This window comes from Stenotrophomonas maltophilia (assembly GCF_047497515.2).
In the GTDB taxonomy this organism is placed as follows: Bacteria; Pseudomonadota; Gammaproteobacteria; order Xanthomonadales; family Xanthomonadaceae; genus Stenotrophomonas.
Genome location: NZ_JAXAXL020000013.1, coordinates 116131 through 138645, shown reverse-complemented (window position 1 = coordinate 138645; position 22515 = coordinate 116131). Strand labels below are relative to the sequence as shown.

27 protein-coding genes are annotated in these 22515 nt (G+C 66.7%); 23 read left to right on the top strand and 4 right to left on the bottom strand.

Features of this window, described 5'->3' with window-relative positions:
* Positions 1-11: 11 nt before the first annotated feature.
* From ACMZPQ_RS17070 to ACMZPQ_RS17055, 4 genes are all read right to left on the bottom strand, one after another.
* A complete protein-coding gene (locus ACMZPQ_RS17070; protein ID WP_197580296.1) occupies positions 12-2150 on the bottom strand; it encodes a TonB-dependent receptor in 2139 nt (712 codons plus the stop codon).
* Positions 2151-2278: 128 nt separating this feature from the next.
* Positions 2279-2665 carry a DUF2946 family protein gene (locus tag ACMZPQ_RS17065; protein WP_197580346.1) on the bottom strand — a complete coding sequence of 129 codons (387 nt, stop codon included), beginning with the start codon at positions 2663-2665 and terminating at the stop codon, positions 2279-2281.
* A gap of 212 nt (positions 2666-2877) precedes the next feature.
* Positions 2878-3132, bottom strand: a complete 255-nt coding sequence (locus tag ACMZPQ_RS17060) for a hypothetical protein (RefSeq protein WP_197580297.1) — start codon at positions 3130-3132, stop codon at positions 2878-2880.
* A gap of 11 nt (positions 3133-3143) precedes the next feature.
* A complete protein-coding gene (locus ACMZPQ_RS17055) occupies positions 3144-3368 on the bottom strand; it encodes a hypothetical protein (RefSeq protein ID WP_008265251.1) in 225 nt (74 codons plus the stop codon).
* Positions 3369-3899: 531 nt separating this feature from the next.
* On the opposite strand from ACMZPQ_RS17055, the gene ACMZPQ_RS17050 reads away from it, so the two are divergent.
* From ACMZPQ_RS17050 to ACMZPQ_RS16940, 23 genes are all read left to right on the top strand, one after another.
* On the top strand, positions 3900-6185 hold the full coding sequence (locus ACMZPQ_RS17050) for a VapE domain-containing protein (RefSeq protein ID WP_495495851.1): 2286 nt from the start codon (positions 3900-3902) through the stop codon (positions 6183-6185).
* Between the two features lie 153 nt (positions 6186-6338).
* Positions 6339-6566: a hypothetical protein gene (locus tag ACMZPQ_RS17045; RefSeq protein WP_008268745.1), complete on the top strand. Its 228-nt coding sequence runs from the start codon at positions 6339-6341 to the stop codon at positions 6564-6566.
* Positions 6567-6606: 40 nt separating this feature from the next.
* A complete protein-coding gene (locus ACMZPQ_RS17040) occupies positions 6607-7158 on the top strand; it encodes a nucleoside/nucleotide kinase family protein (RefSeq protein ID WP_197580299.1) in 552 nt (183 codons plus the stop codon).
* Between the two features lie 151 nt (positions 7159-7309).
* Positions 7310-7693 carry a hypothetical protein gene (locus tag ACMZPQ_RS17035; RefSeq protein WP_197580300.1) on the top strand — a complete coding sequence of 128 codons (384 nt, stop codon included), beginning with the start codon at positions 7310-7312 and terminating at the stop codon, positions 7691-7693.
* Positions 7694-8045: 352 nt separating this feature from the next.
* Positions 8046-8474, top strand: a complete 429-nt coding sequence (locus tag ACMZPQ_RS17030) for a helix-turn-helix domain-containing protein (protein ID WP_312645433.1) — start codon at positions 8046-8048, stop codon at positions 8472-8474.
* The gene (locus tag ACMZPQ_RS17025; RefSeq protein ID WP_004154677.1) at positions 8471-8821 is read left to right on the top strand and encodes a hypothetical protein; all 351 of its coding nucleotides are present in this window, start codon (positions 8471-8473) and stop codon (positions 8819-8821) included. The genes ACMZPQ_RS17030 and ACMZPQ_RS17025 overlap by 4 nt, the downstream gene beginning before the upstream one ends.
* Entirely contained in the window at positions 8818-9303 is a 486-nt protein-coding gene (locus ACMZPQ_RS17020; protein WP_197580302.1) for a glycoside hydrolase family 24 protein, read from the top strand. The genes ACMZPQ_RS17025 and ACMZPQ_RS17020 overlap by 4 nt, the downstream gene beginning before the upstream one ends.
* A complete protein-coding gene (locus ACMZPQ_RS17015) occupies positions 9300-9677 on the top strand; it encodes a hypothetical protein (protein WP_197580303.1) in 378 nt (125 codons plus the stop codon). Before ACMZPQ_RS17020 ends, ACMZPQ_RS17015 begins: the two co-directional genes overlap by 4 nt.
* The gene (locus tag ACMZPQ_RS17010) at positions 9652-9927 is read left to right on the top strand and encodes a hypothetical protein (protein ID WP_197580304.1); all 276 of its coding nucleotides are present in this window, start codon (positions 9652-9654) and stop codon (positions 9925-9927) included. The genes ACMZPQ_RS17015 and ACMZPQ_RS17010 overlap by 26 nt, the downstream gene beginning before the upstream one ends.
* Before the next feature lie 92 nt (positions 9928-10019).
* Positions 10020-10574, top strand: coding sequence for a hypothetical protein (locus ACMZPQ_RS17005; protein ID WP_197580305.1), 555 nt, complete (start codon positions 10020-10022; stop codon positions 10572-10574).
* Positions 10571-11161 carry a phage baseplate assembly protein V gene (locus tag ACMZPQ_RS17000; RefSeq protein ID WP_197580306.1) on the top strand — a complete coding sequence of 197 codons (591 nt, stop codon included), beginning with the start codon at positions 10571-10573 and terminating at the stop codon, positions 11159-11161. The genes ACMZPQ_RS17005 and ACMZPQ_RS17000 overlap by 4 nt, the downstream gene beginning before the upstream one ends.
* A gap of 52 nt (positions 11162-11213) precedes the next feature.
* Entirely contained in the window at positions 11214-11552 is a 339-nt protein-coding gene (locus ACMZPQ_RS16995) for a GPW/gp25 family protein (RefSeq protein ID WP_008264997.1), read from the top strand.
* A 2-nt stretch (positions 11553-11554) separates the two neighbouring features.
* A complete protein-coding gene (locus ACMZPQ_RS16990) occupies positions 11555-12451 on the top strand; it encodes a baseplate assembly protein (protein ID WP_197580307.1) in 897 nt (298 codons plus the stop codon).
* Positions 12452-12674: 223 nt separating this feature from the next.
* On the top strand, positions 12675-13223 hold the full coding sequence (locus ACMZPQ_RS16985; protein WP_312645465.1) for a phage tail protein I: 549 nt from the start codon (positions 12675-12677) through the stop codon (positions 13221-13223).
* Positions 13224-13230: 7 nt separating this feature from the next.
* Positions 13231-15312 carry a tail fiber domain-containing protein gene (locus ACMZPQ_RS16980; RefSeq protein ID WP_197580309.1) on the top strand — a complete coding sequence of 694 codons (2082 nt, stop codon included), beginning with the start codon at positions 13231-13233 and terminating at the stop codon, positions 15310-15312.
* 1 nt (position 15313) lies between these two features.
* Positions 15314-15973, top strand: a complete 660-nt coding sequence (locus tag ACMZPQ_RS16975) for a hypothetical protein (RefSeq protein ID WP_197580310.1) — start codon at positions 15314-15316, stop codon at positions 15971-15973.
* Positions 15974-16079: 106 nt separating this feature from the next.
* A complete protein-coding gene (locus ACMZPQ_RS16970) occupies positions 16080-17282 on the top strand; it encodes a phage tail sheath C-terminal domain-containing protein (RefSeq protein WP_197580311.1) in 1203 nt (400 codons plus the stop codon).
* 2 nt (positions 17283-17284) lie between these two features.
* On the top strand, positions 17285-17788 hold the full coding sequence (locus ACMZPQ_RS16965) for a phage major tail tube protein (protein ID WP_008266187.1): 504 nt from the start codon (positions 17285-17287) through the stop codon (positions 17786-17788).
* A gap of 81 nt (positions 17789-17869) precedes the next feature.
* On the top strand, positions 17870-18160 hold the full coding sequence (locus ACMZPQ_RS16960) for a phage tail assembly protein (RefSeq protein ID WP_004154663.1): 291 nt from the start codon (positions 17870-17872) through the stop codon (positions 18158-18160).
* A 120-nt stretch (positions 18161-18280) separates the two neighbouring features.
* Complete coding sequence (locus ACMZPQ_RS16955; protein WP_197580312.1) at positions 18281-20743, top strand: phage tail tape measure protein; 2463 nt, start codon at positions 18281-18283, stop codon at positions 20741-20743.
* 2 nt (positions 20744-20745) lie between these two features.
* Entirely contained in the window at positions 20746-21213 is a 468-nt protein-coding gene (locus ACMZPQ_RS16950; protein ID WP_197580313.1) for a phage tail protein, read from the top strand.
* The gene (locus ACMZPQ_RS16945; RefSeq protein ID WP_197580314.1) at positions 21197-21412 is read left to right on the top strand and encodes a tail protein X; all 216 of its coding nucleotides are present in this window, start codon (positions 21197-21199) and stop codon (positions 21410-21412) included. The genes ACMZPQ_RS16950 and ACMZPQ_RS16945 overlap by 17 nt, the downstream gene beginning before the upstream one ends.
* Positions 21403-22476, top strand: a complete 1074-nt coding sequence (locus ACMZPQ_RS16940; RefSeq protein WP_197580315.1) for a contractile injection system protein, VgrG/Pvc8 family — start codon at positions 21403-21405, stop codon at positions 22474-22476. The genes ACMZPQ_RS16945 and ACMZPQ_RS16940 overlap by 10 nt, the downstream gene beginning before the upstream one ends.
* Positions 22477-22515: the final 39 nt, after the last annotated feature.

Here is a 22515-nt window from a genome sequence, read left to right as displayed (position 1 = left end):
GGACGGCGCCCTCAGAAGCGATGATCGACAGTGAACTCGACGCGCCGGTCAGCACCCAACAACCACTGTGTGCTGGTGTAGTACGCGGTGGCGTAGTACGCCTTGTCGAACACATTGAACAGGCGTGCAGTCACCCGCGTCCGCGGCGCGGCCTGCCAGGACAACGCCAGGTCGGTGGTGCTGTAGCCCGGCAGCTCCAGCGTGTTGGCGTTGTCGGCGTAGCGCTTGCCGACGTAGCGCGCGCCGCCGGCCAGGGTCCAGTCGGGCAGGAACTGCCAGCTCAACCACACGTTGGCCAGGCGTTCGGCCACGTTCGGCGGCACGTTGCCATCGCGCGAGACCAGCACGACCGGTGAACCTGTGGCCTCCAGGAAGTCCTCGAACTCGGCCTTCAGCACCGTGGCGTTGGCATCGAGCGACCAGTCCGGCGCGAAGTTCCAGTTCAGCGAAGCCTCGATGCCACGCGAGGTCTGCGCGCCCACCTGCACCCGGCGGTCGGGCTGCAGCGGGTCACGGCTGAGCAGACCGGTCTTGCGGATGCGGTACGCGGCCAGCATCCACTCGCCGCCGTCGAAGGCCTGCTTCAAGCCCACCTCCACCTGCCGGCCTTTGGCCAGGTCGAACGCACCGTTGGCGGGGCTGATCATCAGCAGGCCGCTGACCGGGTCCGCCGCCTGCGAATACTGCGCGTACAGGCTCAGCGTCGGGCGCAGCGCGAACACCGTGCCGGTGCGCCAACCGGTGCTGCTGTAGGTCTTCGAGAACGCACGCTGGCCGCTGACCAGATCGGTGCGACCAATGTCGGCACGATCGTGGCGCAGTCCACCCAGCACCGACCAGCGCTCACTCAGTGCCAGCCGGTCCTCCACGAACAGCGCGTACTGCTCGGCGCGGTTGCGGTAACGCGGCAGGTTCGGCGCATCGCTGACGAACGTGCCGGGCACCGGATGGAACGGATCGACCGGGCCCGAACTGCCGGCATAGGTGTTGTTGGTGTGCTTGAAGTGCGCACGGTTGGCATCCAGCCCCACCGCGAAACTGTTCACCAGCCCGCCCACCTCACCCTGCACGCGCAGCGTCGAGGTCAGCCCGGTCTGGTCCTGGTTGTGGGTGATCTGGGTATTGCCGGACCGATCAACCAGGCCGCTGCGTGGGTTGTAGACATAGGCCTCGGCATTGCGCCAGTCGCGCTGGCTGTCGATCTGGTAGACACGGGTACGCCATTCCACGTTCGCAGTGGGCGTCCACAGCGCGTCGAGCTGGGTCCAGCGGTCACGGAAGCGGATCTGGCTGTCTTCCACGTTGTAGTTGCGGTGGCGCAGCGCGTCCAGCTGGCGACCGTCGACCAGCGGCGTGCCGAAGTAGCGCATCGGCTGCTGCTGGCCCTGCGCATGGGTAAGGGTCAGCTGCAGGTCATCGCGCGGCTGCCACAGCAGCGCACCGGAGAAGGTGGCGTCGCTGTTGCGCCCGCGATCGACCCACCCGACGCTGTAATTGCCACTCACGTCCAGCCGGTACGCCAGCGCCGGGGTCAGCGCGCCACCGCTGCCGAAACCGAGGCGTGCGGTGTCCTCACTGCCGACAGTCACGCTGACTTCGTTCTCGATGGCGCCGCGCGAGGGCTTCTTCGGCACGATGTTGATGACGCCGCCGATCGCGCCGTCACCATGGATCACCGAAGCTGGCCCACGCAGCACTTCGATGCGCTCGATCGACCAGGTATCGAACGGGAAAGTGATGCCCACGCCGCCGTACTGGCGCAACCCGTCATACAACCGCATCACTGACGCCCCATCGGTGAAGCCGCGGCTGGACAGCGCGCTCAGGCCGTTGCCGGGGTGCGGCATGGCGCTGATCGCACCTGCGCGGCTGATCGCATCGTTGAGGTTGGTATCGCCGCGCTGCTCCAGCTGTTCGCGTGAAATCACGGTCAGGCTGGCCGGCGTCTGCAGCACGCTCAGGCCCAGTGCGGAACCTGCGTTGGCGGTGGAAGACAGCTCACTACTGCGGGTATCGACCACGCGCACGGTATCCAGCGTGGTCGGAGGCACCGCCTCGGCGGCAAAGGCAGGCGCCGCCTGCAGAAGCCAGGTACACAGCGCAGGCAGCACCGCCCGGCGCAGGCGCGCGGAGTTGGGGTTGGTTTTCATTGGGTCACGGCATGCAAGGCCACCCCGCATTGCAGGGCAACAATCAGAAAGGGAAAAGCACGCGCGTGCGGGCACCGGCCGTGGCCGGCAACCTCATGGCAGGAAGATCACTGCAGCGCGCGTGCGGCTCAGGCGGCCCTGAGGATCGGTGGCCCGCGCGCTCCCAGGGTGCCGCTGATCCGTTGCGGCAGCGCCTGCACCGCACCGCGCAACGCGCGGCAGACCGGCGTCATCGGTGCCAGCAGCAGCAACGCTGCCACCAGCAGGGTGATCATCCGCGCGGCGATCAGGCAGTAGTCGCAGTCCACGCCCCTCTCATGATCGGCATGGGGGTCGGCTGCAGGCTTCGGGGCCGCGTCGCCGTGCTGCATCGCCATCGCATGATGGTCGTGGTGGCCCTCCATCGCGTGCCGTGCGTGCAGGCTGTGGTCCATCGTCGCCACTGGTGCGCTGGCCGCAACGTGGCCATGCGCCAGCCAGCGGCTCACCAGCGGGGCGAGCAGCACCAGCAGCATGGCAAGCCATGCCAGGGCCTGGAACCGGCGGTGGAGAACAGAACGGCGCACGCCACCATTCTACGGGGCCTCGCCCAACCTTGGACCACGTTCAGGGTTGCTCCACAGGCGGTGCGACGTTATGACGCAGCCCCCTCTCGTGCAGCGCGCTGCGTCCTCCGATGGGGACGGAAGGCGACCACACCGGCCCCTTCCGTCCCCACGCGGCAACGCTAGAACCGGGCGGGCTGTCGCACCGCGCGTTCCAGGAACATGACGCCCGCCTGCAGGCTGTGGCGGGCGTTCTCCAACCAGCGCTCCGGATCGGCGACCGCGAATCGCTCCTGCGCATCCATGTCACCTGAATCGGCCAGGTCAGCCAATTGCAGATGGATGTGGTTCTCCACCAGGCTCACCAGCACGGCGAGCTCGGCCGACACTCCGGCGATGCGTTCGGTGAAGCCAGCGTCGTTGCTGTTCAGAGACATGTCCCCTGTTCCTATGCGTTGCGGTGTTGATGGATGGCTTCGTAGCGCTCGGCACAGGCAGGCCCACAGAACAGCCTGGCCGGATCGTTGTTGAAGTCTTCGCTGCAGTCCGGGTTGTGGCATTCCCCAATGGGTGTGAGAGGGGCAACAGTGCGGGCCCGCGTTGCGTGCTGGGCCAATGCCTGTTGCAGATGGCGCGCTTCCAGTTCCTGCGCTTCGTCGATGGTGTCCGTCATGCCAGCTGTATTTTATCGGGGGGTGGTCGCACCGATTGAGAACGCATCAACGGCGTTGGATGAGTCGCGCCCGGCATCGGTTCGGCGTTTGTGGTTGCAATGGATTTCAGGCATGCAGGCTCCTTGTGCATGGGCGCCCGGAAGGGCGGAAGACGTGTGGGAAGGCCGCATCTGGCGGCAACGGCATCATCGGAAAAACGGTTCTCGCCAACTGCGACACGCCGCCGCAGAAGCGACAATCTGCGAACCTCATCGCAGATCCTCACGACACCAGGCTGCGCTGCCGGAATCAGGGATGCAAGGTGTCGTAAGGTGTTGCAAAAGGGAGTCCATTCCGACACCATGGCCGCATCACCGCTTCCCCTCTACGGCTGACCCTGCCGCGTCGGCCGGTCGCCACGTGCACTGCGCCCGGCATGAATCACGCGGCGCGTCCACAGGCTGCGGTGAACCGGACCACGCTTCAAGGGGCTTCGCCGAATGCACACATCGCACCCAGCGCAGGATGTCGTTCCTGCGTTCCTGCAGGTCATGCACGCACACGGCATCGTGCCGGACGCCCGCGGCCGCGAGGCACTCAATGCCGACGGCACGCTGGTGCGCTTCCATGTGGAGGGTGACCGCCCCGGCACTCGCAATGGGTGGGCCGTGCTGTTCGGCGACCAGGTGCCGGCCGGCGAGTTCGGCAGCTGGCGTACCGGCACCCGTCATGCCTGGTGCGCGAAGTCACCCGGCACGCTCAGCGCCGCCGAACAGCGCGCCATCCGCCACCGCCACGAAACGGCCCGCGCCGAACGCGAGCAGCAGCAGCGCGAACGCGAGGAGGCCGCTGCCAAGGCTGCCAATGTCCTGTGGAACCGCGCGGTACCTGCGGACGGCAGCCATCCCTATCTGGTGCGCAAGGGCATCCCTGCGCATGGCCTGCGCGTGGCGCCGTGGCCGGTACGCAACAGCGACGGCCTGGTCTTCCGCCACATCGACAACGCGCTGCTGGTGCCGGTGATGAACGCTGCCGGTCGGATCGTCTCGCTGCAGGCGATCTTTCCGCGCATGGAACCCGCACTGGGGCGCGACAAGGACTTCCTGTCCGGTGGCCGCAAGCAGGGATGTTTCCATGTCATCGGCAAAGCGCTCGCTGCGCAGCCGATCGCCATCGCCGAAGGCTATGCCACCGCGGCGTCCATCCATCAGGCCACCGGTTGGTGCGTGGTGGTGGCCTGGGATGCGGGCAACCTCGCCGCGGTCGCCCGCGCGTGGCGCAGCGCCGTGCCCGACGGTGTGTTCGTCCTCTGCGCGGACAACGATCAATGGACCCGGCAGCCCGTGGACAATCCCGGCGTCACCCACGCAACGCGCGCCGCTGCGGAAATCGACGCACGCGTGGCATGGCCCGAGTTCTCCGCAGTGCACGGTGACAGTGACCGCCCGACCGACTTCAACGACCTGCATCTGCGCGAAGGGCTGGAGGCGGTCCGCGCACAGCTCCTGCCGCCGCCAGCCGCCGTGGCGGAAGATGACATGGCCGGCGACGTCTCACCTGCGACAACCAGCGCGAACTATCAGGTACCAGGCAACCTGTCCGCGTTCGATGCCTTTACGCCGTTTCCCGATACCAGCGCGCGCGGCCGTCCGTTGCCGACCGCACGCAATCTGGCCGAACTGTGCCGGCGCACCGGCGTGACCGTGCGCTACAACGTCATCCGCAAGGACCTGGAGATCCTGGTGCCGGGCCTGCAGAGCACGGTGGACAATGCCAAGGAAGTGGCTGCCGGTGAAGTGATGGACTGCATGCACCGCGCTGGCATGACCACCGCCAGCTTCGAAACCAACCTGTGCCAGGTGGCCGAAGCCAACCCCTACAATCCGGTCGCCAGCTGGATAACCTCACGCCCATGGGACGGCCAGTCCCGCCTGCAGGCCTTCTTCGATACGGTGCAGGAGGCGCAGCCCACGCGCATGGCCGACGGGCGCATCCTGAAGGAAGTGCTGATGCGACGCTGGATGGTCTCCGGCGTGGCGGCGGCCTTTGAGCCGGATGGCGTGGTGGCGCGGGGTGTGCTGACGTTCGTTTCGAAACAGAATCTGGGCAAGACGCGCTGGGCCCGGCAGTTGGCACCGGCCGAGCTGCAGTTGATCGCCGACGGCGTGGTGCTCGATCCGGCCAACAAGGACAGCATCAAGCAGGTCATCTCCAAGTGGATCGTCGAACTGGGCGAAGTGGATGCCACGTTCCGCCGCACCGATATCGCCGCGCTGAAATCGTTCATCTCGCGCAGCCATGATGAGATCCGCCGCCCGTACGCGCGCAACGAATCGCGCTATGCGCGCCGTACCATCCTGTTTGCCAGTGTCAATGACGAGCGCTTCCTGCGCGACGCGACCGGCAATACGCGCTGGTGGACCGTGCATGCCGTGGCACTTGGCGAACCGGCGCGGATCGACATGCAGCAGGTGTGGGCCGAGGCCCATGCGCTGTACCGCAACGGCGAGACCTGGCACCTGTCCGGTGAGGAGCTGGATGCGCTGAATGCCACCAACAGCGAGCACGAACCGATCTCGCCGATCGCCGAACTGATCGACCGCCGCTTCGACTGGTCCCTGCCTACCGAGCACTGGAACGCGCACTACCGCGCCACCGAAATCGTCATTGCCGCGGGCATCGACAAGCCGAACCGCCGCGACGTCAACGAGGCGGCCGCCTATGTGGTCAAGCGCCATGGCGTACGTACCCGCGTTGTGGGCAAGGAGCGGGCCAAAGTCTGGCTGATGCCGCCGCGCAGGCTCAACCTCGGCGAGCAGGCGGCAGGTCCGTTCTGATGCCGGGTGCCGGCGCGGTGTGCATTGGAGGGGCGCGCGCCACCCAACGGCCGAATCAATCAGGACGTAAGTAGATGAAAGGGGTTGACTAAAGGGGCCCACAAAGGCAAGATGCCTGTATCGGCCACGCCACCTTCCAGGAGCGCTTCCGCCATGCCTCGTCCCCAACTGCATGCCTTCGAAGGCGAACAGCTGACCGTGCGGCAGATCCACCAGCGGGTACCGGTGTTGTCCGAACGGACCATCCGCGATCACCTTGCCGCTGGCCGTCGTACCCGCACTGCCATGCTGTGCTTTGACCCTGTCGCGGCCGCTGCCCGCGGAGGGCGCATCACCCAGCGCCTGCTGCGCGCGCGCGGTGCTGCCGGTCGCGATTCCTGACCGCCACCGCCCCCCGTCTTCTTCCAGGAGTAGATTCCGCATGATCCCCGCCTCCCTCGACAGCGGCCATCGCATGATCGCCGACACCCTGGCCGCATTCCGTGCCGGCCCCGCCCTGCGCCGCACTCGGCTGCGGCCTGCCCCGCAGTCAGCCGGTCCGCTCTACATCGGCATCGCCGGCGCCACGCATGCGGGCAAGGACACCCTGGCCAATGGACTGGCCTCGGCGCTGGCGCTGCCCTGCGACGGCTTTGCTACCCCGCTGCAGGCGCTGGCCGAACGCTTCCCGCAGCACCTGATGCAGAGCACCGGCACCGGATCGGGGCGTGAGTGCCTCCTCCCCGAGCTGCGGGTGCGCGCGCTGTTCGCACGCCTGCCTGCAGGCGGACTGGTGCCGGATGTGCGCTTGGCCGATGAAGCCCGCGCGATCCGCCGTCGTGGCGGTGTCGTGATCCGCGTCAGCCGTCCGGGCCATGCCAGCGAACAGCCCTTGCCGGACCACCTGGTCGACATCGAAGTAGACAATGACGGCACGCCGGCCGATCTGGTGCGCAGGGCGCTGGACCAGCTGCTGTCGCGCGGCGTGATCTGATCACGGCACACCATCGCGTGCCCCCGCTTCCCGCCGATGCAAGCGCAGGTCGCGACCCATCATCGGCGAAAATGATGTAAGGTCGCCCCATCACCGACGACACCTGTCGTCACCCTGCATCCCCCAACCATTTTCGCAGAGAGGAAACGCCATGGAGGTCGAACAGTTCACGTCGACGCGCCTGAAGGCCATCGAATTGTTCAAGTCCCAGCCCAAGGGTGGCAAGGACATCGTGAGCCTGGACGCGATCTTCATCTCGCTGTGCTCGCTGGCCCACGCCCAGGCCGGCTATGGAAGCTCGACGCAGGCCCGTACCGTGGCCCGCCCGGGCAGGCAGCAGCCGCCCGCACCGTGGTTCACCGAAACCCTGGCCGCCCTGAAGGGCAAGGGTGAGTCGATCACGGTGGCGCGCTTCCTGATGTTCGCCAACCGCTTTCCCGTCAAGCGCATGGACCAGGTCAATGCGGCGCGCTGGCTGCGCGACGCCGGCTATATCCCCCGCAAGACCGGCGGCAACCTGGTGTTCGACCTTTGACCCAGCCCCACCTGCAGTCCTGAAGCCCCGGCATCGTCCGGGGCTTTTTTGTTTCCGAGCCTGCGCCCGGACAGGAGGGCGGGCAACAAGGCCATCCTCACCCCATACCTGCCGGATTCCCCTTTACCTGCCTCTGTTTCCACACGGTGAGGACAGCGAGTACAGGAATACGGAAAACAGCCGCGGCAACGACAACCCGGCGAGAGCCGCCGCAGGCATCCGCAGCGCTGTCCTCATCGGTGCTCAGGCTCACTGAATGCCTTCAGCACGCAATTTCTAAAGTAGATGAAAGGTGTTGACCGGAAGGACGGGAGGGCAACAGTGGAGATCAATGCCACTGACGACACTCCTCATGAACGCCCTGCCCGACAGCATCCAGACCCTCGCCGAGGTCATCGGCGAATCCGCAGCCCTCACGCTGGTGCGTGCATGGCCGCCGACCACCTCCAGCACCACCGGCCGCCACCGCGTCATCGTCTACGTGCCGTCCACCCTGCCCGACCAGCACCGGCTGATCGACATCCTCGGCTACGACGTCGCCCGGCGGCTGGTCGCGCACTTCGGTGGCGAACTGCTGTTCCTGGCCTCCTGCTTCGCTGCCGGTGCGCAGCAGCGCCGCGAACGCATCGCACGCGCCGTTGCCAGCGGCATGCCACGCGACCACGTCGCGCGTGAGTTCGGTGTCTCGCAGACCACCATCAAGCGCGCCCTGCGCGATGCCCGCTCCGCGCCACCGCCTGCGGTCCACCCGGCCCTGCTCAAGGGATACGCACGCGCATGAACGAGAGCGACCTGCTGGCCGGCGTACCGGACTGGGCCAAATACCTGGGCGGTACCTCCGGCGTACTGATCGCGGTGTCGCTGTGGCTGCGCCAATGGCTGTCGTCGGCCAAGGTCGACCGCACCGCCGATGAAGCCACCAGCAACACCCTGCGCACCCTGCAGGAGCAGCTCGCCGCCGAGCGCACCCGCGCCGATGGCTTGATGCACGAACGCGAGGCGATGGCGCAGGAGATCGGGCAACTGCGTGGCGAGGTCAACGCCCTGCGTGCACAGATCGCCCAGCAGAGCGTGCAGATAGACGCGCTGCTGGCACTGGTGCGCAAGCAGCCGGAGGCGGCCGCATGACCGCCGCCGCAGCCAGCGCCCTCGGCGGTGCCAACGTGGCCGCGTTCCTCGACATGCTGGCGGTGTCCGAGGGTACCGACATTCCCGGCCAGCGCTCACGTGACCGCGGCTACGACGTGATCGTCGGTGGCCAGCTGCTCGACACCTACCGCGACCATCCCCGCGTCCTGGTGTCGCTGCCGCGCTATGGCATCAAATCCAGCGCTGCCGGCCGCTACCAGTTCCTGCGCAGCACCTGGGACGACCTGCGCGCGCGCCTGGGCCTGCCAGACTTCGGCCCGGTCTCGCAGGATCGCGCCGCCGTCGCCCTGCTCAGGCAATGCGGTGCCTACGAGCTGGTCCGGCTAGGCCGTTTCGACGCCGCCGTCAGCGCGGCGCGGCGCATCTGGGCATCGCTGCCGGGCGCCGGTTACGGGCAGAAGGAACACGCGCTGGAGACGCTGCGTGCGGCCTATCGCACCGCAGGAGGCGCCCTGGCATGACCCCACTCGCGCTGAGGCTGCGCGTCAGCCTGCTACTGCTCGTCGGCAGCCATGCCGGCTGCGCCTGGCTGGGGTGGACCCTGCGGGACCGCAGCGCGGACCTCGCCGTTGCCAGCGCCCAGGTTGCACAGCAGGCATCCCGCGCTGATGCGGCGCAGGCCGCACATCAGCAGGACCTCGCCAATGCCCGGGCCGGCGCCCGGGCCGAATCGCAGCGACTGGCCACGCAGGCCGAGCGCATCCAGCAGTTCAACGCCCTGCAACGGGACATCGACACCCATGCCAAGACTCCTGGCCGCGATCGCGGCAATGCTGATGCTGAGTTCGTGCGCATCTGGCGCCAGGCCAATGCCGGCGGCGCACTGCCGCATTGACCTCGCCATCGCGCCGGCGCAACTGCGTGTCGCGCGGCCACTGCCCGACCTCGATGGCACTGATGACGATGCGCTGCTGCGCAATCACGTCGAGGTCGCACGTCGGTACCACGCACTCGCCGATCAGCTGCACGCGCTGTTGTGCAGCCTCGGTGGCCAGCGCGGCATCACGCTCAATGGTGCGGAACCGCTGATGCCTGCGGGCTGTGATCGCGGCGCAGCTTCCCTGCGCGCCGCGACCACGCGCTGATCCAGCTGCACACGGCCACGCCTGCAATGCCGCCCAACGGCGGTGATGGCAACACTGGCCACGCCCTTTTTCCATTCAATGCACGAGCTGACATGGCGACCGACCCCTCTCCTCCACCACTGGATGCATTGCTTGCCGCCATCGCAGCGGCCATCCGTGCGCGCTTCCCGCACTTCGCGACCGTCGAGTTCCATCGGGAGGCCGGCACCGAAGGCATGACGACGCCCGCGTGCTTGCTGGCGATGACCCGCTGCGACCGCAGCAAGGACAACGCCGACGGCAGTGGGCAGATGCAGGCCTTGCTGCGCTTCGAGGCACGTGTTGTTCTGGCGGCGGACGCGCCCGGCGTGGCACTGCAGCTGCGCAACACCGCCATCGACCTCGCCACCTGGCTGCACCAGCTCGGCCGCTTTCCCGGCGTGGCCAGCGGCGCGATCGACGTGATCGCCGCGTTGCCTGAAGACACCGCCACGGCGCTGCCAGGGCTGCGCAGCTGGATCGTCGAGTGGTCGCTGCCGATGGCACTGGGCAGCAACCCCTGGGAAGACAGCGGCGGCGTGGTGCCGCGCGCCAGTTTCAGCTTCGCGCCCGAGATCGGCCGTGCCCATGAGCCGCGCTACCAGCCGCTGCCGGAGCACGCGCCATGAGCGCCGAGCACGCGCGGCTGATTGGCAACCTGTTGATGATCGGCGTCGTGCGCGAACTCGATGAAGCGGCAGCGCGCGTGCGCGTCGATGCCGACGGCATGCTCACCGACTGGATTCCCTGGCTGGAACGACGTGCCGGGCCCGGCGTGCGCAGCTGGTGCGCGCCCGAGCCGGGCGAGCAGGTGGTGCTCGCCTGCCCCTATGGCGATCCGGGCCAGGCGCTGGTGCTGGGCAGCCTGTACCAGGACCGCTTCGCCGCACCGGCTGACTCGCGCCTGCGGCAACGCACCGCGTTCGCCGACGGCAGCAGCGTCGAGTACGACCAGGAAAGCGCCACGCTGAGCGTCAACGTCGGCGGCGGCAAGGTCATCGTGACCTGCGCAAGCGCACAGGTGATCGCCAGCGAATCGGTGCTGCTCGATACACCGTCGATCAAGGCCACCGGCGACCTGGACGTGACCGGTGCGATCACCGCCGGCAAGGACATCAGCACCCCGGGCGAGATCAAGGCCGGCGCCATCGGCCTGAAGGCGCACAAGCACACCGCGCAGGGCCCCACCGCACCGACCACGCCGGCGCAGGCCTGAATGGCCACGCGTGCAATGCCCTGAAAACCCGCACTCCACGACGATAGAGACCATGCGAGGAATCAACGCCAACACCGGCAAATCACTGGATGGCCTGGCCCATCTGCACCAATCCGTGCGTGACATCCTCACCACGCCCCTTGGCTCCCGCGTACTGCGCCGCGAATACGGCTCACGCGTGTTTGAACTGATCGATGCGCCCACGAATCGCTCGCTGCGCATGGACCTGATTGCCGCCACCGTCGACGCCCTGGCGCGATGGGAACCGCGGCTCCACGTCGAGAACGTCGACGTCTCCCTCCCCGCCCCCGGCGTGATGATCCTGGCAGTCACCGGCATCCATCTACCCGACGGGCAGGCCATCACCATCGAAGGAATCGAGGTTCGCTAACCGTGGCATCCGGCTCGTTCACCAGTGTCAATCTGTCCCAGCTGCCTGCCCCGGCGGTCATCGAAGTGCTCGATTTCGAAGCCATGTTCGATGAATCGCTGACCGCGCTGCAGGCCCTGGATCCCACCTTCGACGCGCTGCTGCCGTCGGACCCTGCTTTCAAGATCCTGGAGGTCTGCACCTACCTGCGCCTGCTCGACCGCCAACGCGTCAACGACGCCGCACGTGGCGTGATGCTGGCCTATGCGATCGGCAGCGACCTGGACCATCTCGCTGCGATCTTCGGCATCGCCCGCCAGGTACTGGACCCGGGCAAGCCGCAGGAGGGCATCGCGCCACGCTACGAGAGCGATGAAGATTTCCGCCGCCGTATCCAGCTGGGCCCGGAAGGCTTCAGCGTGGCGGGGCCGGAGGGCGCGTACGTATTCCATGCCCTCAGCGCCGACCCGCGGGTACTCGATGCGAGTGCGACCAGCCCCACCCCGGGCGAAGTCGTGGTCTCGGTGCTGTCGCGCGAGGCGGATGGAACCGCCACCCAGAGCCTGCTCGACATCGTCGAGGCGAAGCTGAGCGCGGATGACGTGCGGCCGCTGACCGATCACGTGCTGGTGAAGCCGGCCACGATCGTCAACTACACGGTCGACGCCACGCTCTTCACCTTTGCCGGCCCGGACTCGCAGGTGGTGCTGGCCGAGGCACGCAGCCGCCTCGATCGCTACATCAGCGAATCGCATCGCCTCGGCCGTGACGTCACCCGTTCGGGCCTGTTCGCTGCACTGCACGCCGAGGGCGTACAGCGTGTGGAGATCACGCGTCCCGCTGCCGACGTGGTCGTGGATCGCACCCAGGCTACGCATTGCACCGGCGTGACCCTGACCCATGGCGGCACCGATGAATGAGCCGAGCACGCGCCTGATCAACGCGCGCCTGCGCGGCGCGATCGATGGCCGCAACCGCACCTTCCGCCACCCTGGTGGCGCGCTGGCGACGCTGCAGGCGGTGTACCGCACCAACGCGCAAGGACGGCAGGCGCTGCAGGGCGGCCTTATCGAGGGAGGCGTGGTGACCCTGGCTGCTGCACCGGTACCCGGCGAGAGCATCGACGGTGACGCCCAGGTGGTGGTGCCGTCGGCAGCGAACCTGCTGCCCGCCAACGCCACCCACGCCGAGCGCGCGCTCGCCCGCGCCAGCGTCGCGCGCCCGCTGCCGGTGGACATCACCGCACTGTGGGACGCCGACCGCTGCCCGACCGCACTGCTGCCCTGGCTGGCCTGGGCGCTGTCGGTGGATGAGTGGAAGGCCTACTGGCCCGAAGCGGTGAAGCGCGCCCGGGTGCGCACGGCCATCGCCATCCAGCGCCGCAAGGGCACCGCCGGCAGTGTGCGCGACGTGGTCGCTGCATTCGGTGGCTCGGTGCTGATCCGCGAATGGTGGCAGCTACAGCCCAAGGGATCGCCGCACACCTTCGAAGCGGTGATGACCATCGCCAACCAGGGCGGCCAGGCCGCCACGGCGATGTTCGTCGAGGACGTCATCGGCGAGATCAGCCGGACCAAGCCGGTGCGATCGCACTTCACCTTCACCCAGGGCATGCAGGCCGACGCCGCCATCGGCGCCCTTGCAGCCGCCCACGCCACGGCCTTCCGCCGCCTTCAACTGATCGGAGAGTAACCCCCGCATGCGCTTGAAAATCACCGATGCCGGCTTCGCCAAGCTGGTCAATCCGCCCAACACCGGCACCAACGCCGTCCTGATCACCCAGATCGGCCTGACCTCGACCGCCTTCGTACCTTCGGCGGGACTCACAGCACTGCCCGGCGAGATCAAGCGCCTCCTCACCTTTGGTGGCCAGGCGGTGGGCGATGACACCGTGCACGTCACCATCCGCGACGACAGCGCAACGGCGTACACGCTGCGCGGGTTCGGCCTGTACCTGGCCGACGGCACCCTGTTCGCCAGCTACGGCCAGGCCGATCCGATCATGGAGAAGTCGGCCGCCTCGCTGCTGCTGCTGGCCACCGACACGCGCTTCAGCGGGATCGACGCGACGCAGATCCAGTTCGGCGACGCCGGCTTCCTCTATCCGCCGGCCACCACCGAGGTCGTGGGCGTGGTCGAACTGGCTACCAGCACCGAAGCAGAAGATGCGACCGACACCCAGCGCGCGGTGACGCCGCGTGGCGTACGCGCCTACACCGACAAGCGCTTCGGTGCCAGCGCCCCGACCGCACTGGCGAAGACGCTGCTGTCGGCTGCGACCACCGCGGCGGCGCGCACTGCGCTGGAGCTGAAGAGTGCCGCACTGAAGGACACCGGGCATGGCAACGGACTGGACGCCGACACCCTGGACGGCAAGCATGCCTCCGAGTTCGCGCTGGCCGGTGATTTCGCCACGGTGGGCCACAAGCATGTGATTGCTGATGTGACCGGGCTGCAGCCGGCGCTGGATGGCAAAGCATCCAGAGGGGGCAACACGTTCACCGACCAGCAGTTCATCAGCGGCACGTATCCGTTGCTGGGCTTCGGTGCCGCCGGCGCCGAACAATCCTTCATCGGTGGCTGGGGAAATTCCAGCCTGTGGCGCGTCTGGAGCGCCGACCGCAGCGCCAGCAGCGAGATCACCATCAAGCATGGCGACACGCCGCGCTGGAATGGCTCGGTCATATGGCACGCTGGCAACTTCGCGCCGGAAGCGAAGATGGATGTGGCCGGTGGCGCCTTCACTGGCGGCGTCACCATCAAGAACAACTCCCTGCGCGTTGCAGGCTGGGCCGGCGCGACCAATGACGGCGTCATCTACTTCGGCACCTCCGATAGTTACATCCTGAAGAACGCTGCGAACTTCACGTTCGCCAACGCGGCCGGTGGCTACAGCGCAACCCTCAACGCCGGTGGCACTGTCTGGACCAGCGGCAACTTCGATCCGACAAGCAAATTGAACAAGGCCGGCGACAAGATGACCGGCCCACTCAAGGTACAAGCGGGTAGCGGCTCGTTGATTCGCATTGTCAATGATGGCACCAGCAGCACCATGCTCCAGTCCGTCAATGCAGCTGAAGACGCATTCGCGAAGTTGTTCCTGACCGGGGAAGGCGTGAGCCTCCAGGGGCGGGGCCAACAGGTGGATATTGGCAGCAACGTGGACGTTGCGATCAGCGCAAATGGGCTGCGGTACAACGACTCCCAGGGTGCCAACCGCGTTCACTTCACAGCGAACGGCGAGATCGTCGCCAAGCCCATCAACGCCTCCCCAGGCAATGCAGTTGGATCATTCGGACTGATCTCACAAGGCAACTACGGCGGGGGGCTCGGCCTCATTGACACGGGCGGCAATACGCACGGTGGCATCTGGACCGAGTATGAAACATTGCGGTTCGGCGTCAACACGCCTGGAGCCCTGACACCGAAGATGTCACTTACCTCAGGCGGCGTTCTTTCGACCACCGGTGGATATGACTTCGGCTCTTCGCGCAAGCTGAAGAACATCGAAGGCATGCTCCCCTACGGCCTGGCGGCTGTCGAACAGATGGAACTGGCAGCCGGTCACTACAAGCCCGAGTACAACGACGACGGTCGTCGTCGCCTGTTCTTCGTCGCCGAGCAGCTGGCCGAACTGGTGCCGGAAGCGGTCGACCTGGAAGGCGTCGCGTTCCAGGGCGAGCGCGTGGCATCGGTCAAGCTCGACCAGCTGCTGCCGGTCCTGGCCAAGGCCATCCAGGAGCTGTCGGCCGAGGTTCGCGCCCTGAAGGCGGAGCGTTGATATGGCCAGTGGCTATCGCTCCGGCGGCATGGATTTCGATGACCTGTTCGATCCCTATGTGGAGGGACCACAGGCACAGGATTCGGGCCGCCGCGTCGGCGGCACCGACCTGAGCCGGCGCTACGCCCACATCCAGTACGGCAGCAAGCGTGCGGATGTCGGGCATCGCATCGGTGGCATGGACGTGTCCAACCTGTGGGCGGCCCGCGGCAGCGCCATCTACAGGCTGCCGTTCCATGGCAAGGGCTATTCGGCAAGCAATGGCGCCAAGACCAACTCCACCGGCTCCGTGTCGGCAACCGTCTCGATCGTGATCAATGCCGACGGCACGTATGCCATCCGCACGGCCGTCGCCGGTGGTGGCAACGGAGGCAGCTCGGTAGCGGCGTCGGGCCAGTGGCTGCCGGCAGGTGCAAGCGCTTCCCAGTACGAAGTGCAGATCACCGGTTCCTCGCCCGCCAAAGCCTCTTTCAGCACCAGTGCTCCCTCGTTCGTGCCGGCATCGGCGTCACCATCGGCAGGCGTGTCAATCAGCGTCCCTGCCAGGTCGGCCAGCTACGAATCGGACAGCGTCAGCGTTTCCGTCGCGCTGCGTCGTGCAGGTGGCAACGCGCAGGTCTCCACCTTCACCGCCAGCGTCAGCGCGTCTGGCTGGGTCTGACCGATCACCAGGCCACCGCTGCAATTATCGCCAGCGCCGCCTTCTCCGAACATTACCCCGTCGCCTGCACAAGCCGGCACACACCCACACCGAGGAAGAACCCCGAATGACCGAATTTCTCCATGGCGTACAGGTCGTCAACATCGATACTGGTGCCCGTTCGATTGCCATCGCCTCCAGCAGCGTGATCGGCATCGTCGGCACCGCACCGCTGGCTGACACCGAAGCGTTCCCCATCAACACCCCCGTCCTGGTGACCTCGTCCTCGCAGGCCGCCAAGCTGTCGGCCAAGACCGGCGCCGAAGCCGGCACGCTGCCCGGCGCACTCGATGCGATCTTCGATCAGTCCAGTGCTGTCGTCGTCGTCATCCGCGTCGAGAACGGTGCAAACGAAAGCGCCACCCTGGCCAACGTGCTGGGCGGTGTGAACGCACAGACCGGCGCCTATGAAGGCGTGCATGCGCTGCTGGCGGCCAAGTCCATCGTCGGCGTCAAGCCGCGCATCCTGGTCGCACCGGGTTTCACCCATGTGCATCCCACCGATCCGGCCAAGCCCGAGGCCGTACTGGCCAACCCGGTCGTGGCCGAGCTGCTCGGCATCGCCGACAAGCTGCGCGCGGTGATCATCAAGGACGGCCCGAACAGCAACGATGACGCCGCCAAGAGCACCACCGCCCTGACCGGTTCCAAGCGCGTCTACGTGGTCGACCCGGCGCTGCTGGTGCAGTCCGGTGATGCCATCGTCACCCGCTACGCCTCCGGTGCCGTGGCCGGCGCCATCGCCCGCAGCGACAACGAACGCGGCTGGTGGGCGTCGCCGTCGAACCTGGAACTGAACGGCGTGGTCGGTACCGCGCGTGCCATCGACTTCGGCCTGTCCGATGCGACCAGCCGCGCCAACCTGCTGAACCAGTCCAACGTGGCAACCGTCATCCGCGAAGGTGGCTTCCGCCTGTGGGGCAACCGCACCACCAGCATCGATCCGAAGTGGCAGTTCCTGTGCGTGGTGCGCACTGCCGACATCATCGCCGACAGCCTCGAGGCCGCCCATCTGTGGGCCGTCGACCGCGGCATCAGCAAGACCTACGTCGATGACGTGCGCGAGGGCGTCAATGCCTTCCTGCGCGGCCTGAAGACCCAGGGCGCGATCCTCGGCGGCAACTGCTGGATCGACCCGGAACTGAACGCAGCGGACAGCGTGGCCCAGGGCCGCTTCTATTGGGACTTCGACTTCACCCCGACCTACCCGGGTGAGCAGCTGACCTTCCGCATGCACATGAACAACAACTACGTCTCGGAGATCTTCTAAGCATGGCGCGCAACGTCCGCAAGAACTTCAACTTCTACGTCGATGGCAAGGGCTATGCCGGCAACGTCGAATCCTTCACCGCTCCGAAGCTGACGCTGAAGACCGAGGATTTCCAGGCCGGTGGCATGTTCGCCCCGACCGAGATCACCCTGGGCCACGAGAAGCTTGAAGCCGAGGCCGTCTTCATCGCCGATGACCCGGACATCATGGGCAAGTTCCACGTCGTGGAAAGCAAGGAGTACTCCTTCACCGCACGCGAGGCGCTGGAATCCAGCGACGGCAGCATCACCGCCGTGGTCCACAACATGCGCGGCAAGGTCAAGGCCATCGATCGTGGCGAGTCCAAGTCCGGCGAGAAGGGCACGGTGAAGATCTCGCTCGCGCTGAGCTACTACAAGCTCACCCACGGACCGCTGGTCGTCCAGGAGCTGGACGTGGTCAACATGATCGCCAAGCAGAACGGCGTGGACATGCTGGCCGGCCTGCGCAGCGCCCTGGGCATCTGACCCCGCACGCATCTCCACAGTACCGGGGGCGCCTCGCGCCCCCGCCTTCATCGCGCTCCCTCGATTTCCAGGAACACATCCATGTCCAGCAAGACCAAGACCGCCAACGACCACGTCATCGAACGCGATGGCTATGCCGAAGTCACCCTCACCCGCCCGCGCCAGGTCAATGGCGTGGAAACCGCCGTGCTGCGCATGCGCGAACCCACCGTGGAAGACATGGAGCGCTTCCAGGATGACAAGGGCAGCGATGCACAGCGTGAGGTGCGCATGATCGCCAACCTGTGCGAGATCCCGCCGGACGACCTGCGCAAGCTGCCGCTGCGCGACTACGCCCGCCTGCAGTCGGGGGTCGCGCTTTTTACCACCTGACCCTGCCGCAGATCAGGCAGGGAGTGCTCGCCCTGGCCGGCCATACCGGCTGGGGCCTGCGCGAAATCATGACGCTGCGGGTGTCGAAGTTCATCTGGTGGATACAAGGATTGCCGGTACATGGCGAGTAACGTTCAAACGACAACGATCACGATCGGTGGCTCGATCTCGGGCTCGCTGAAGTCCGCACTGTCCTCCACCGAGGACGGACTGATGAAGATCGGCAGCGAAATGGACAGGCTGGAGCGCAAGCAGCGCTCCATGAGCAAGGCGAACCCCTCGCTGGTAAAGCTCAAGCAGAACGTTGCCGGGCTGCGCCAGGAGTACGCCAGGCTCTCCAGCGAGGGCGATCGCCTGCGCAAGGTGCAGACCGGCCTGGAGCGCATCGAGAAGGCGAGCACCGCCAATCTGCGTAGCCGCAAGAAGCTGGGAACCTCCTTCAAGGAATCACGCACCCTGCTCGGCAGCGCAGTGACTCAGCTGGCCAAGCCGGTCGAGAACGCCTCCAGTTTTGCCCGCCAGAACCAGCAGATCGGCAGCGCAGCGGGCCTGGACAACAGCCAGGTCAAAGCGCTGGGCAGGACGATCCTGGCCGAGACCGGCAACACCAACCAGAAGGCGAATGACCTGCAGCGCGCCATCCGGCTGCTGGTCGACGCCGGCATGGATGCACAGTCGGCGCAGGCCAGCCTGCGCGCCATCGGCCGCACCGCCACCGTCACCGGTACCGGGATCGACGACGTCTCCAGCGCCGCCGTTGGCCTACAGCAGTCATTCGATATCGATCCTGCCAACATGCAGTCGGCGCTGGATGTCCTGGTCGTCAGCAGCCGCCAGGGCGGGCTGGGGCTGAAGGACATGGCCAAGGTGATGCCGGTGCTGGGAACGTCGTTCCAGGCGCTGAAGCTGCAGGGCAACGCAGCAGCGGCCACCATGGGCGCGGCACTGGAAGCCACGCGCAAGTCTGCGGGCGGCGCTGACCAGGCGGCCACCCAGATGAAGGGCTTCATGACATCGATCATGTCGCCCGAGCTCCAGGCCAAGGCCAAGAAGGGATTCGGCCTCGACCTGCGCAAGATCATCAGCGACGCGCAGAGCAGCGGTGGCAACCCGTTCGACGCAGCGATGCAGGCCATCATCCAGGCCACGGCCGGCGATCAGCAGAAGATCGGCAAGCTGTTCGGCGATGCGCAGGCAAAGAACTTCGTCGGCCCGATGATCCAGAACTGGGATCAATACACCCGGATCCGCGACAAGGCGCTCACGGGCTCTGCCGGAGCCACCGATGCGGCGTATGCCAATGCCATGCAGACCGACCCGGAGAAGATCCAGGGCGCGAAGATCGCCGTGGACAACCTGTCCAAGGCCTTTGGTGCGGCGTTGCTGCCCGCGGTCGGCGACGCCGCGGTGAAACTGACCGAACTGCTGAACGGCGTAACCACCTTCGTGACCGAGAATCCGAAGCTGATCGCCAATACCACCAAGGTGGTGGTGGGCATGCTCGCCATGCGCAGCGCGGTACTCGGCGCCCGCTACGCCTGGACGTTCGTGAAGGGTCCGATCCTGGGCGTGCAGAAAGCTTTCCAGCTGTTCCGTGCCGGCAACCTGCTGGCCCAGCTGGGACGCTTCGGCCCGATGGCCATGCGTATCGCCTCGGTGTTCCGCGTCGTCGCCACGGCCGTGGGGGCCATTGGTGGCGGACCTATCGCGGTAGCTGTGGCCGCGCTCACTGCCGGTGCCCTGCTCGTCCGCAAGTACTGGGAGCCGATCAAGGCCTTCCTCGGCGGTGTATGGGAAGGTCTCAGCAGCGCGGGTACCTCTGCGATGGGAGAGCTGGTGAATGCCGTTGCGCCGCTGCGTCCGGCGTGGGAGGCCGTGAGTGCCCTGCTGGGACAGGCCTGGGATTGGCTGTCGCGGATGCTGGCCCCGGCGCAGTACACCGGAAACGAACTCTCCCGCGTGGGCGAGATCGGCAAGCTGGTGGGCGAAGCGTTGATGTTGAACTTCCGCGCCATCATCCAGGTCGCTGGCTTCGTCGCCGAGGTCTTCAGGATGATCGGTGAGGTCATCGGCACGGTGGCTGGATTCATCGTCGTCACCTTCGGTAGTGCCTGGGACTGGGTTGCAGCAAAGGTCAGTGGCGTGATCGACACGATGATGGCCAAGATGGCCCCCTTCATGGAGGTGGTGGGCACCATCATGGACAAGGTCGGGGGCCTGCTGGGCACCACCAAGAAAAAGATCGCGTTTGGCGTGAACACCGCGGTCGATGCCTACGGCGCGATACGCGCAAACGGCGGCATACAGCTCCCGCCGGTGATGCTCGCGCCCGCCAGCATGCACAGCGCCAGCGTGCAACCACGCATGCCGAATGCCTTTGGTACACCGGCCGGGCGTGCCGCACCGGAGATGCCTTCGCCCAGCCCGCGCAGCGCCACCACGGTGCAGCAGCAGCAGACCAACAACATCACCATCCACCAGCAGCCAGGCGAATCCAGCGAAGCGGTGGCGCGCCGCACGGCCGATGAGCTGCAGCGTCGCAGCGCGGTGACCGCCCGTGGTGGCCTGGCAGACAGGAACTGAGCATGAAACGCGAATTCGTAACCGGCGCAGTAGACAAGCTGCTGTCGCAGTTCAAAGCCAACGACTCCGGCAACGCCCCGGTCCTGCTGATGCTGGGCGGCTTCAAGTTCAGCCTCAACACCGCGGTCTTCCGGGAGATCCAGCAATCCAACGAGTATCGCTGGCAGGCGCAGGACCGCGTCGGCCAGATGGCGGCCCTGCAGTACACCGGACCGGGCTCAGCCAGCATGACCCTGCCTGGCGTCATCTATTACCAGTTCCGCGGCGCCGGCAATGAGCTCGCACAGCTGCGCAAGCTGGCCGCGCAGGGCACGCCTCATCGAATGCTGACCGGCAAGGGCGGCAACCTGGGCCTGTGGGTCATCGAGAAGATCGATGCCACCGCCAGCGAGTTCACCGCCGACAGCGCGGTCCTGAAACAGGAATTCACCCTTTCACTGCGGAAGCACAGCGATGGAACGAACGTATAACACCCGCGACGGCGATGTCGTCGACCGTATCGCGTATGCGCACTATGGCGAGCAGTCACCGGCCATCCTGCGCGCGGTACTCGACGCCAACCAGGGTCTGGCTGCGCGCGGCGCAGTGCTGCCTGCCGGCGTGGCGATCACCCTGCCGGAGGTGCAGCGCCCGGCCAGCGAGCGCAAGGGAGTCGCCCTGTGGGATTGAACATCGCACCGGCCTTCCGCGTGGTGGCCAACAGCCAGGACATCACCGACAAGATCATGGCGCGCTTCAAGTCGCTGCGCATCACCGACGAGACCGGCAACACGTCCGACACGCTGGAGCTGCAGCTGGCCGACCATGATCCGTCCGACCCGATCCAGCTGCCACCGGTGGGCGCGGAACTGGAGGCCTTCATCGGCTATGACGGCGAAGTGCGGCGCGTAGGCCTGTACATCTGCGACGAGGTGGAGATCTCCGGCTTTCCCGGCAGCATGACGCTGCGCGCCCGGGCGGCACCGTTCGAGACCAGCAAGGGGGGCAAGAGCGATCTGCAGACGCAGAAGACGCGCACCTGGAAGAAGGGCACCACGATCGGCGACATGGTGCGGCGCATGGCCGGCGAGCATGGGCTGAACGCAGCGGTGAGTGCATCGCTGGCGTCGATCGTGCTGCCGCTGACGGTGCAGTCGCAGGAGTCGGACATGAACCTGCTGCTGCGCCTGGCCAAACAGCACGATGCCATCGCCAAGCCCGGAGGCGGGCGCCTGGTGTTCGTGAAGCGGGGCGAATCCACCAGCGCCAGCGGCGAGCGCATTCCCGATGTCACCCTCACCCCCGCCGATGGCAGCGACTATCGGGTAACCCTTGCCGCACGCGAAGATGCCGGTACCACCATTGCCTACTACCGCGACGTGCGCAGTGCCAAACGCCAGGAAGTGAAGGTGGGCAGCGGTGAACCGATCGTTCGCCTGCGCATGGCCTATGCCGACCGCGAGAGCGCAGAGGCGGCCGCACGCGCCAAGCATCGCGAACAGGCACGGCAGACGCGGACGCTCAGCTACACCCTGCCCGGCCGCGAAACACTGATGGCCGAAGCCACCGTGGTGATGCAGGGGTTCCGCGAGGGCGTGGATGGCCAGTGGCTGGTCAAGCGTGCCGAGCACAGCATCGGCAGCGAGGGCTACGTCACCCGCATCGAATGCGAACAACCCAACAGTGCCGACGCAGTAAAAGCGGCCAGCAATGCCCCGGCCAGCGAAGGCGAGCAGGTAGCCAGCGAGGTGTAAATCCACGCGGAGCGCGGATCTACATCAGCGTCCTCGCCC

Bases quoted from the DNA above. Each gene is read 5' to 3' on its own strand.
- ACMZPQ_RS17070 (WP_197580296.1), bottom strand. From the start codon at position 2,150: ATGAAAACCAACCCCAACTCCGCGCGCCTGCGCCGGGCGGTGCTGCCT.
- ACMZPQ_RS17065 (WP_197580346.1), bottom strand. From the start codon at position 2,665: ATGCTGCTGGTGCTGCTCGCCCCGCTGGTGAGCCGCTGGCTGGCGCAT.
- ACMZPQ_RS17060 (WP_197580297.1), bottom strand. From the start codon at position 3,132: ATGTCTCTGAACAGCAACGACGCTGGCTTCACCGAACGCATCGCCGGA.
- ACMZPQ_RS17055 (WP_008265251.1), bottom strand. From the start codon at position 3,368: ATGACGGACACCATCGACGAAGCGCAGGAACTGGAAGCGCGCCATCTG.
- ACMZPQ_RS17050 (WP_495495851.1), top strand. From the start codon at position 3,900: ATGCACGCACACGGCATCGTGCCGGACGCCCGCGGCCGCGAGGCACTC.
- ACMZPQ_RS17045 (WP_008268745.1), top strand. From the start codon at position 6,339: ATGCCTCGTCCCCAACTGCATGCCTTCGAAGGCGAACAGCTGACCGTG.
- ACMZPQ_RS17040 (WP_197580299.1), top strand. From the start codon at position 6,607: ATGATCCCCGCCTCCCTCGACAGCGGCCATCGCATGATCGCCGACACC.
- ACMZPQ_RS17035 (WP_197580300.1), top strand. From the start codon at position 7,310: ATGGAGGTCGAACAGTTCACGTCGACGCGCCTGAAGGCCATCGAATTG.
- ACMZPQ_RS17030 (WP_312645433.1), top strand. From the start codon at position 8,046: ATGAACGCCCTGCCCGACAGCATCCAGACCCTCGCCGAGGTCATCGGC.
- ACMZPQ_RS17025 (WP_004154677.1), top strand. From the start codon at position 8,471: ATGAACGAGAGCGACCTGCTGGCCGGCGTACCGGACTGGGCCAAATAC.
- ACMZPQ_RS17020 (WP_197580302.1), top strand. From the start codon at position 8,818: ATGACCGCCGCCGCAGCCAGCGCCCTCGGCGGTGCCAACGTGGCCGCG.
- ACMZPQ_RS17015 (WP_197580303.1), top strand. From the start codon at position 9,300: ATGACCCCACTCGCGCTGAGGCTGCGCGTCAGCCTGCTACTGCTCGTC.
- ACMZPQ_RS17010 (WP_197580304.1), top strand. From the start codon at position 9,652: ATGCCGGCGGCGCACTGCCGCATTGACCTCGCCATCGCGCCGGCGCAA.
- ACMZPQ_RS17005 (WP_197580305.1), top strand. From the start codon at position 10,020: ATGGCGACCGACCCCTCTCCTCCACCACTGGATGCATTGCTTGCCGCC.
- ACMZPQ_RS17000 (WP_197580306.1), top strand. From the start codon at position 10,571: ATGAGCGCCGAGCACGCGCGGCTGATTGGCAACCTGTTGATGATCGGC.
- ACMZPQ_RS16995 (WP_008264997.1), top strand. From the start codon at position 11,214: ATGCGAGGAATCAACGCCAACACCGGCAAATCACTGGATGGCCTGGCC.
- ACMZPQ_RS16980 (WP_197580309.1), top strand. From the start codon at position 13,231: ATGCGCTTGAAAATCACCGATGCCGGCTTCGCCAAGCTGGTCAATCCG.
- ACMZPQ_RS16975 (WP_197580310.1), top strand. From the start codon at position 15,314: ATGGCCAGTGGCTATCGCTCCGGCGGCATGGATTTCGATGACCTGTTC.
- ACMZPQ_RS16970 (WP_197580311.1), top strand. From the start codon at position 16,080: ATGACCGAATTTCTCCATGGCGTACAGGTCGTCAACATCGATACTGGT.
- ACMZPQ_RS16965 (WP_008266187.1), top strand. From the start codon at position 17,285: ATGGCGCGCAACGTCCGCAAGAACTTCAACTTCTACGTCGATGGCAAG.
- ACMZPQ_RS16960 (WP_004154663.1), top strand. From the start codon at position 17,870: ATGTCCAGCAAGACCAAGACCGCCAACGACCACGTCATCGAACGCGAT.
- ACMZPQ_RS16955 (WP_197580312.1), top strand. From the start codon at position 18,281: ATGGCGAGTAACGTTCAAACGACAACGATCACGATCGGTGGCTCGATC.
- ACMZPQ_RS16950 (WP_197580313.1), top strand. From the start codon at position 20,746: ATGAAACGCGAATTCGTAACCGGCGCAGTAGACAAGCTGCTGTCGCAG.
- ACMZPQ_RS16945 (WP_197580314.1), top strand. From the start codon at position 21,197: ATGGAACGAACGTATAACACCCGCGACGGCGATGTCGTCGACCGTATC.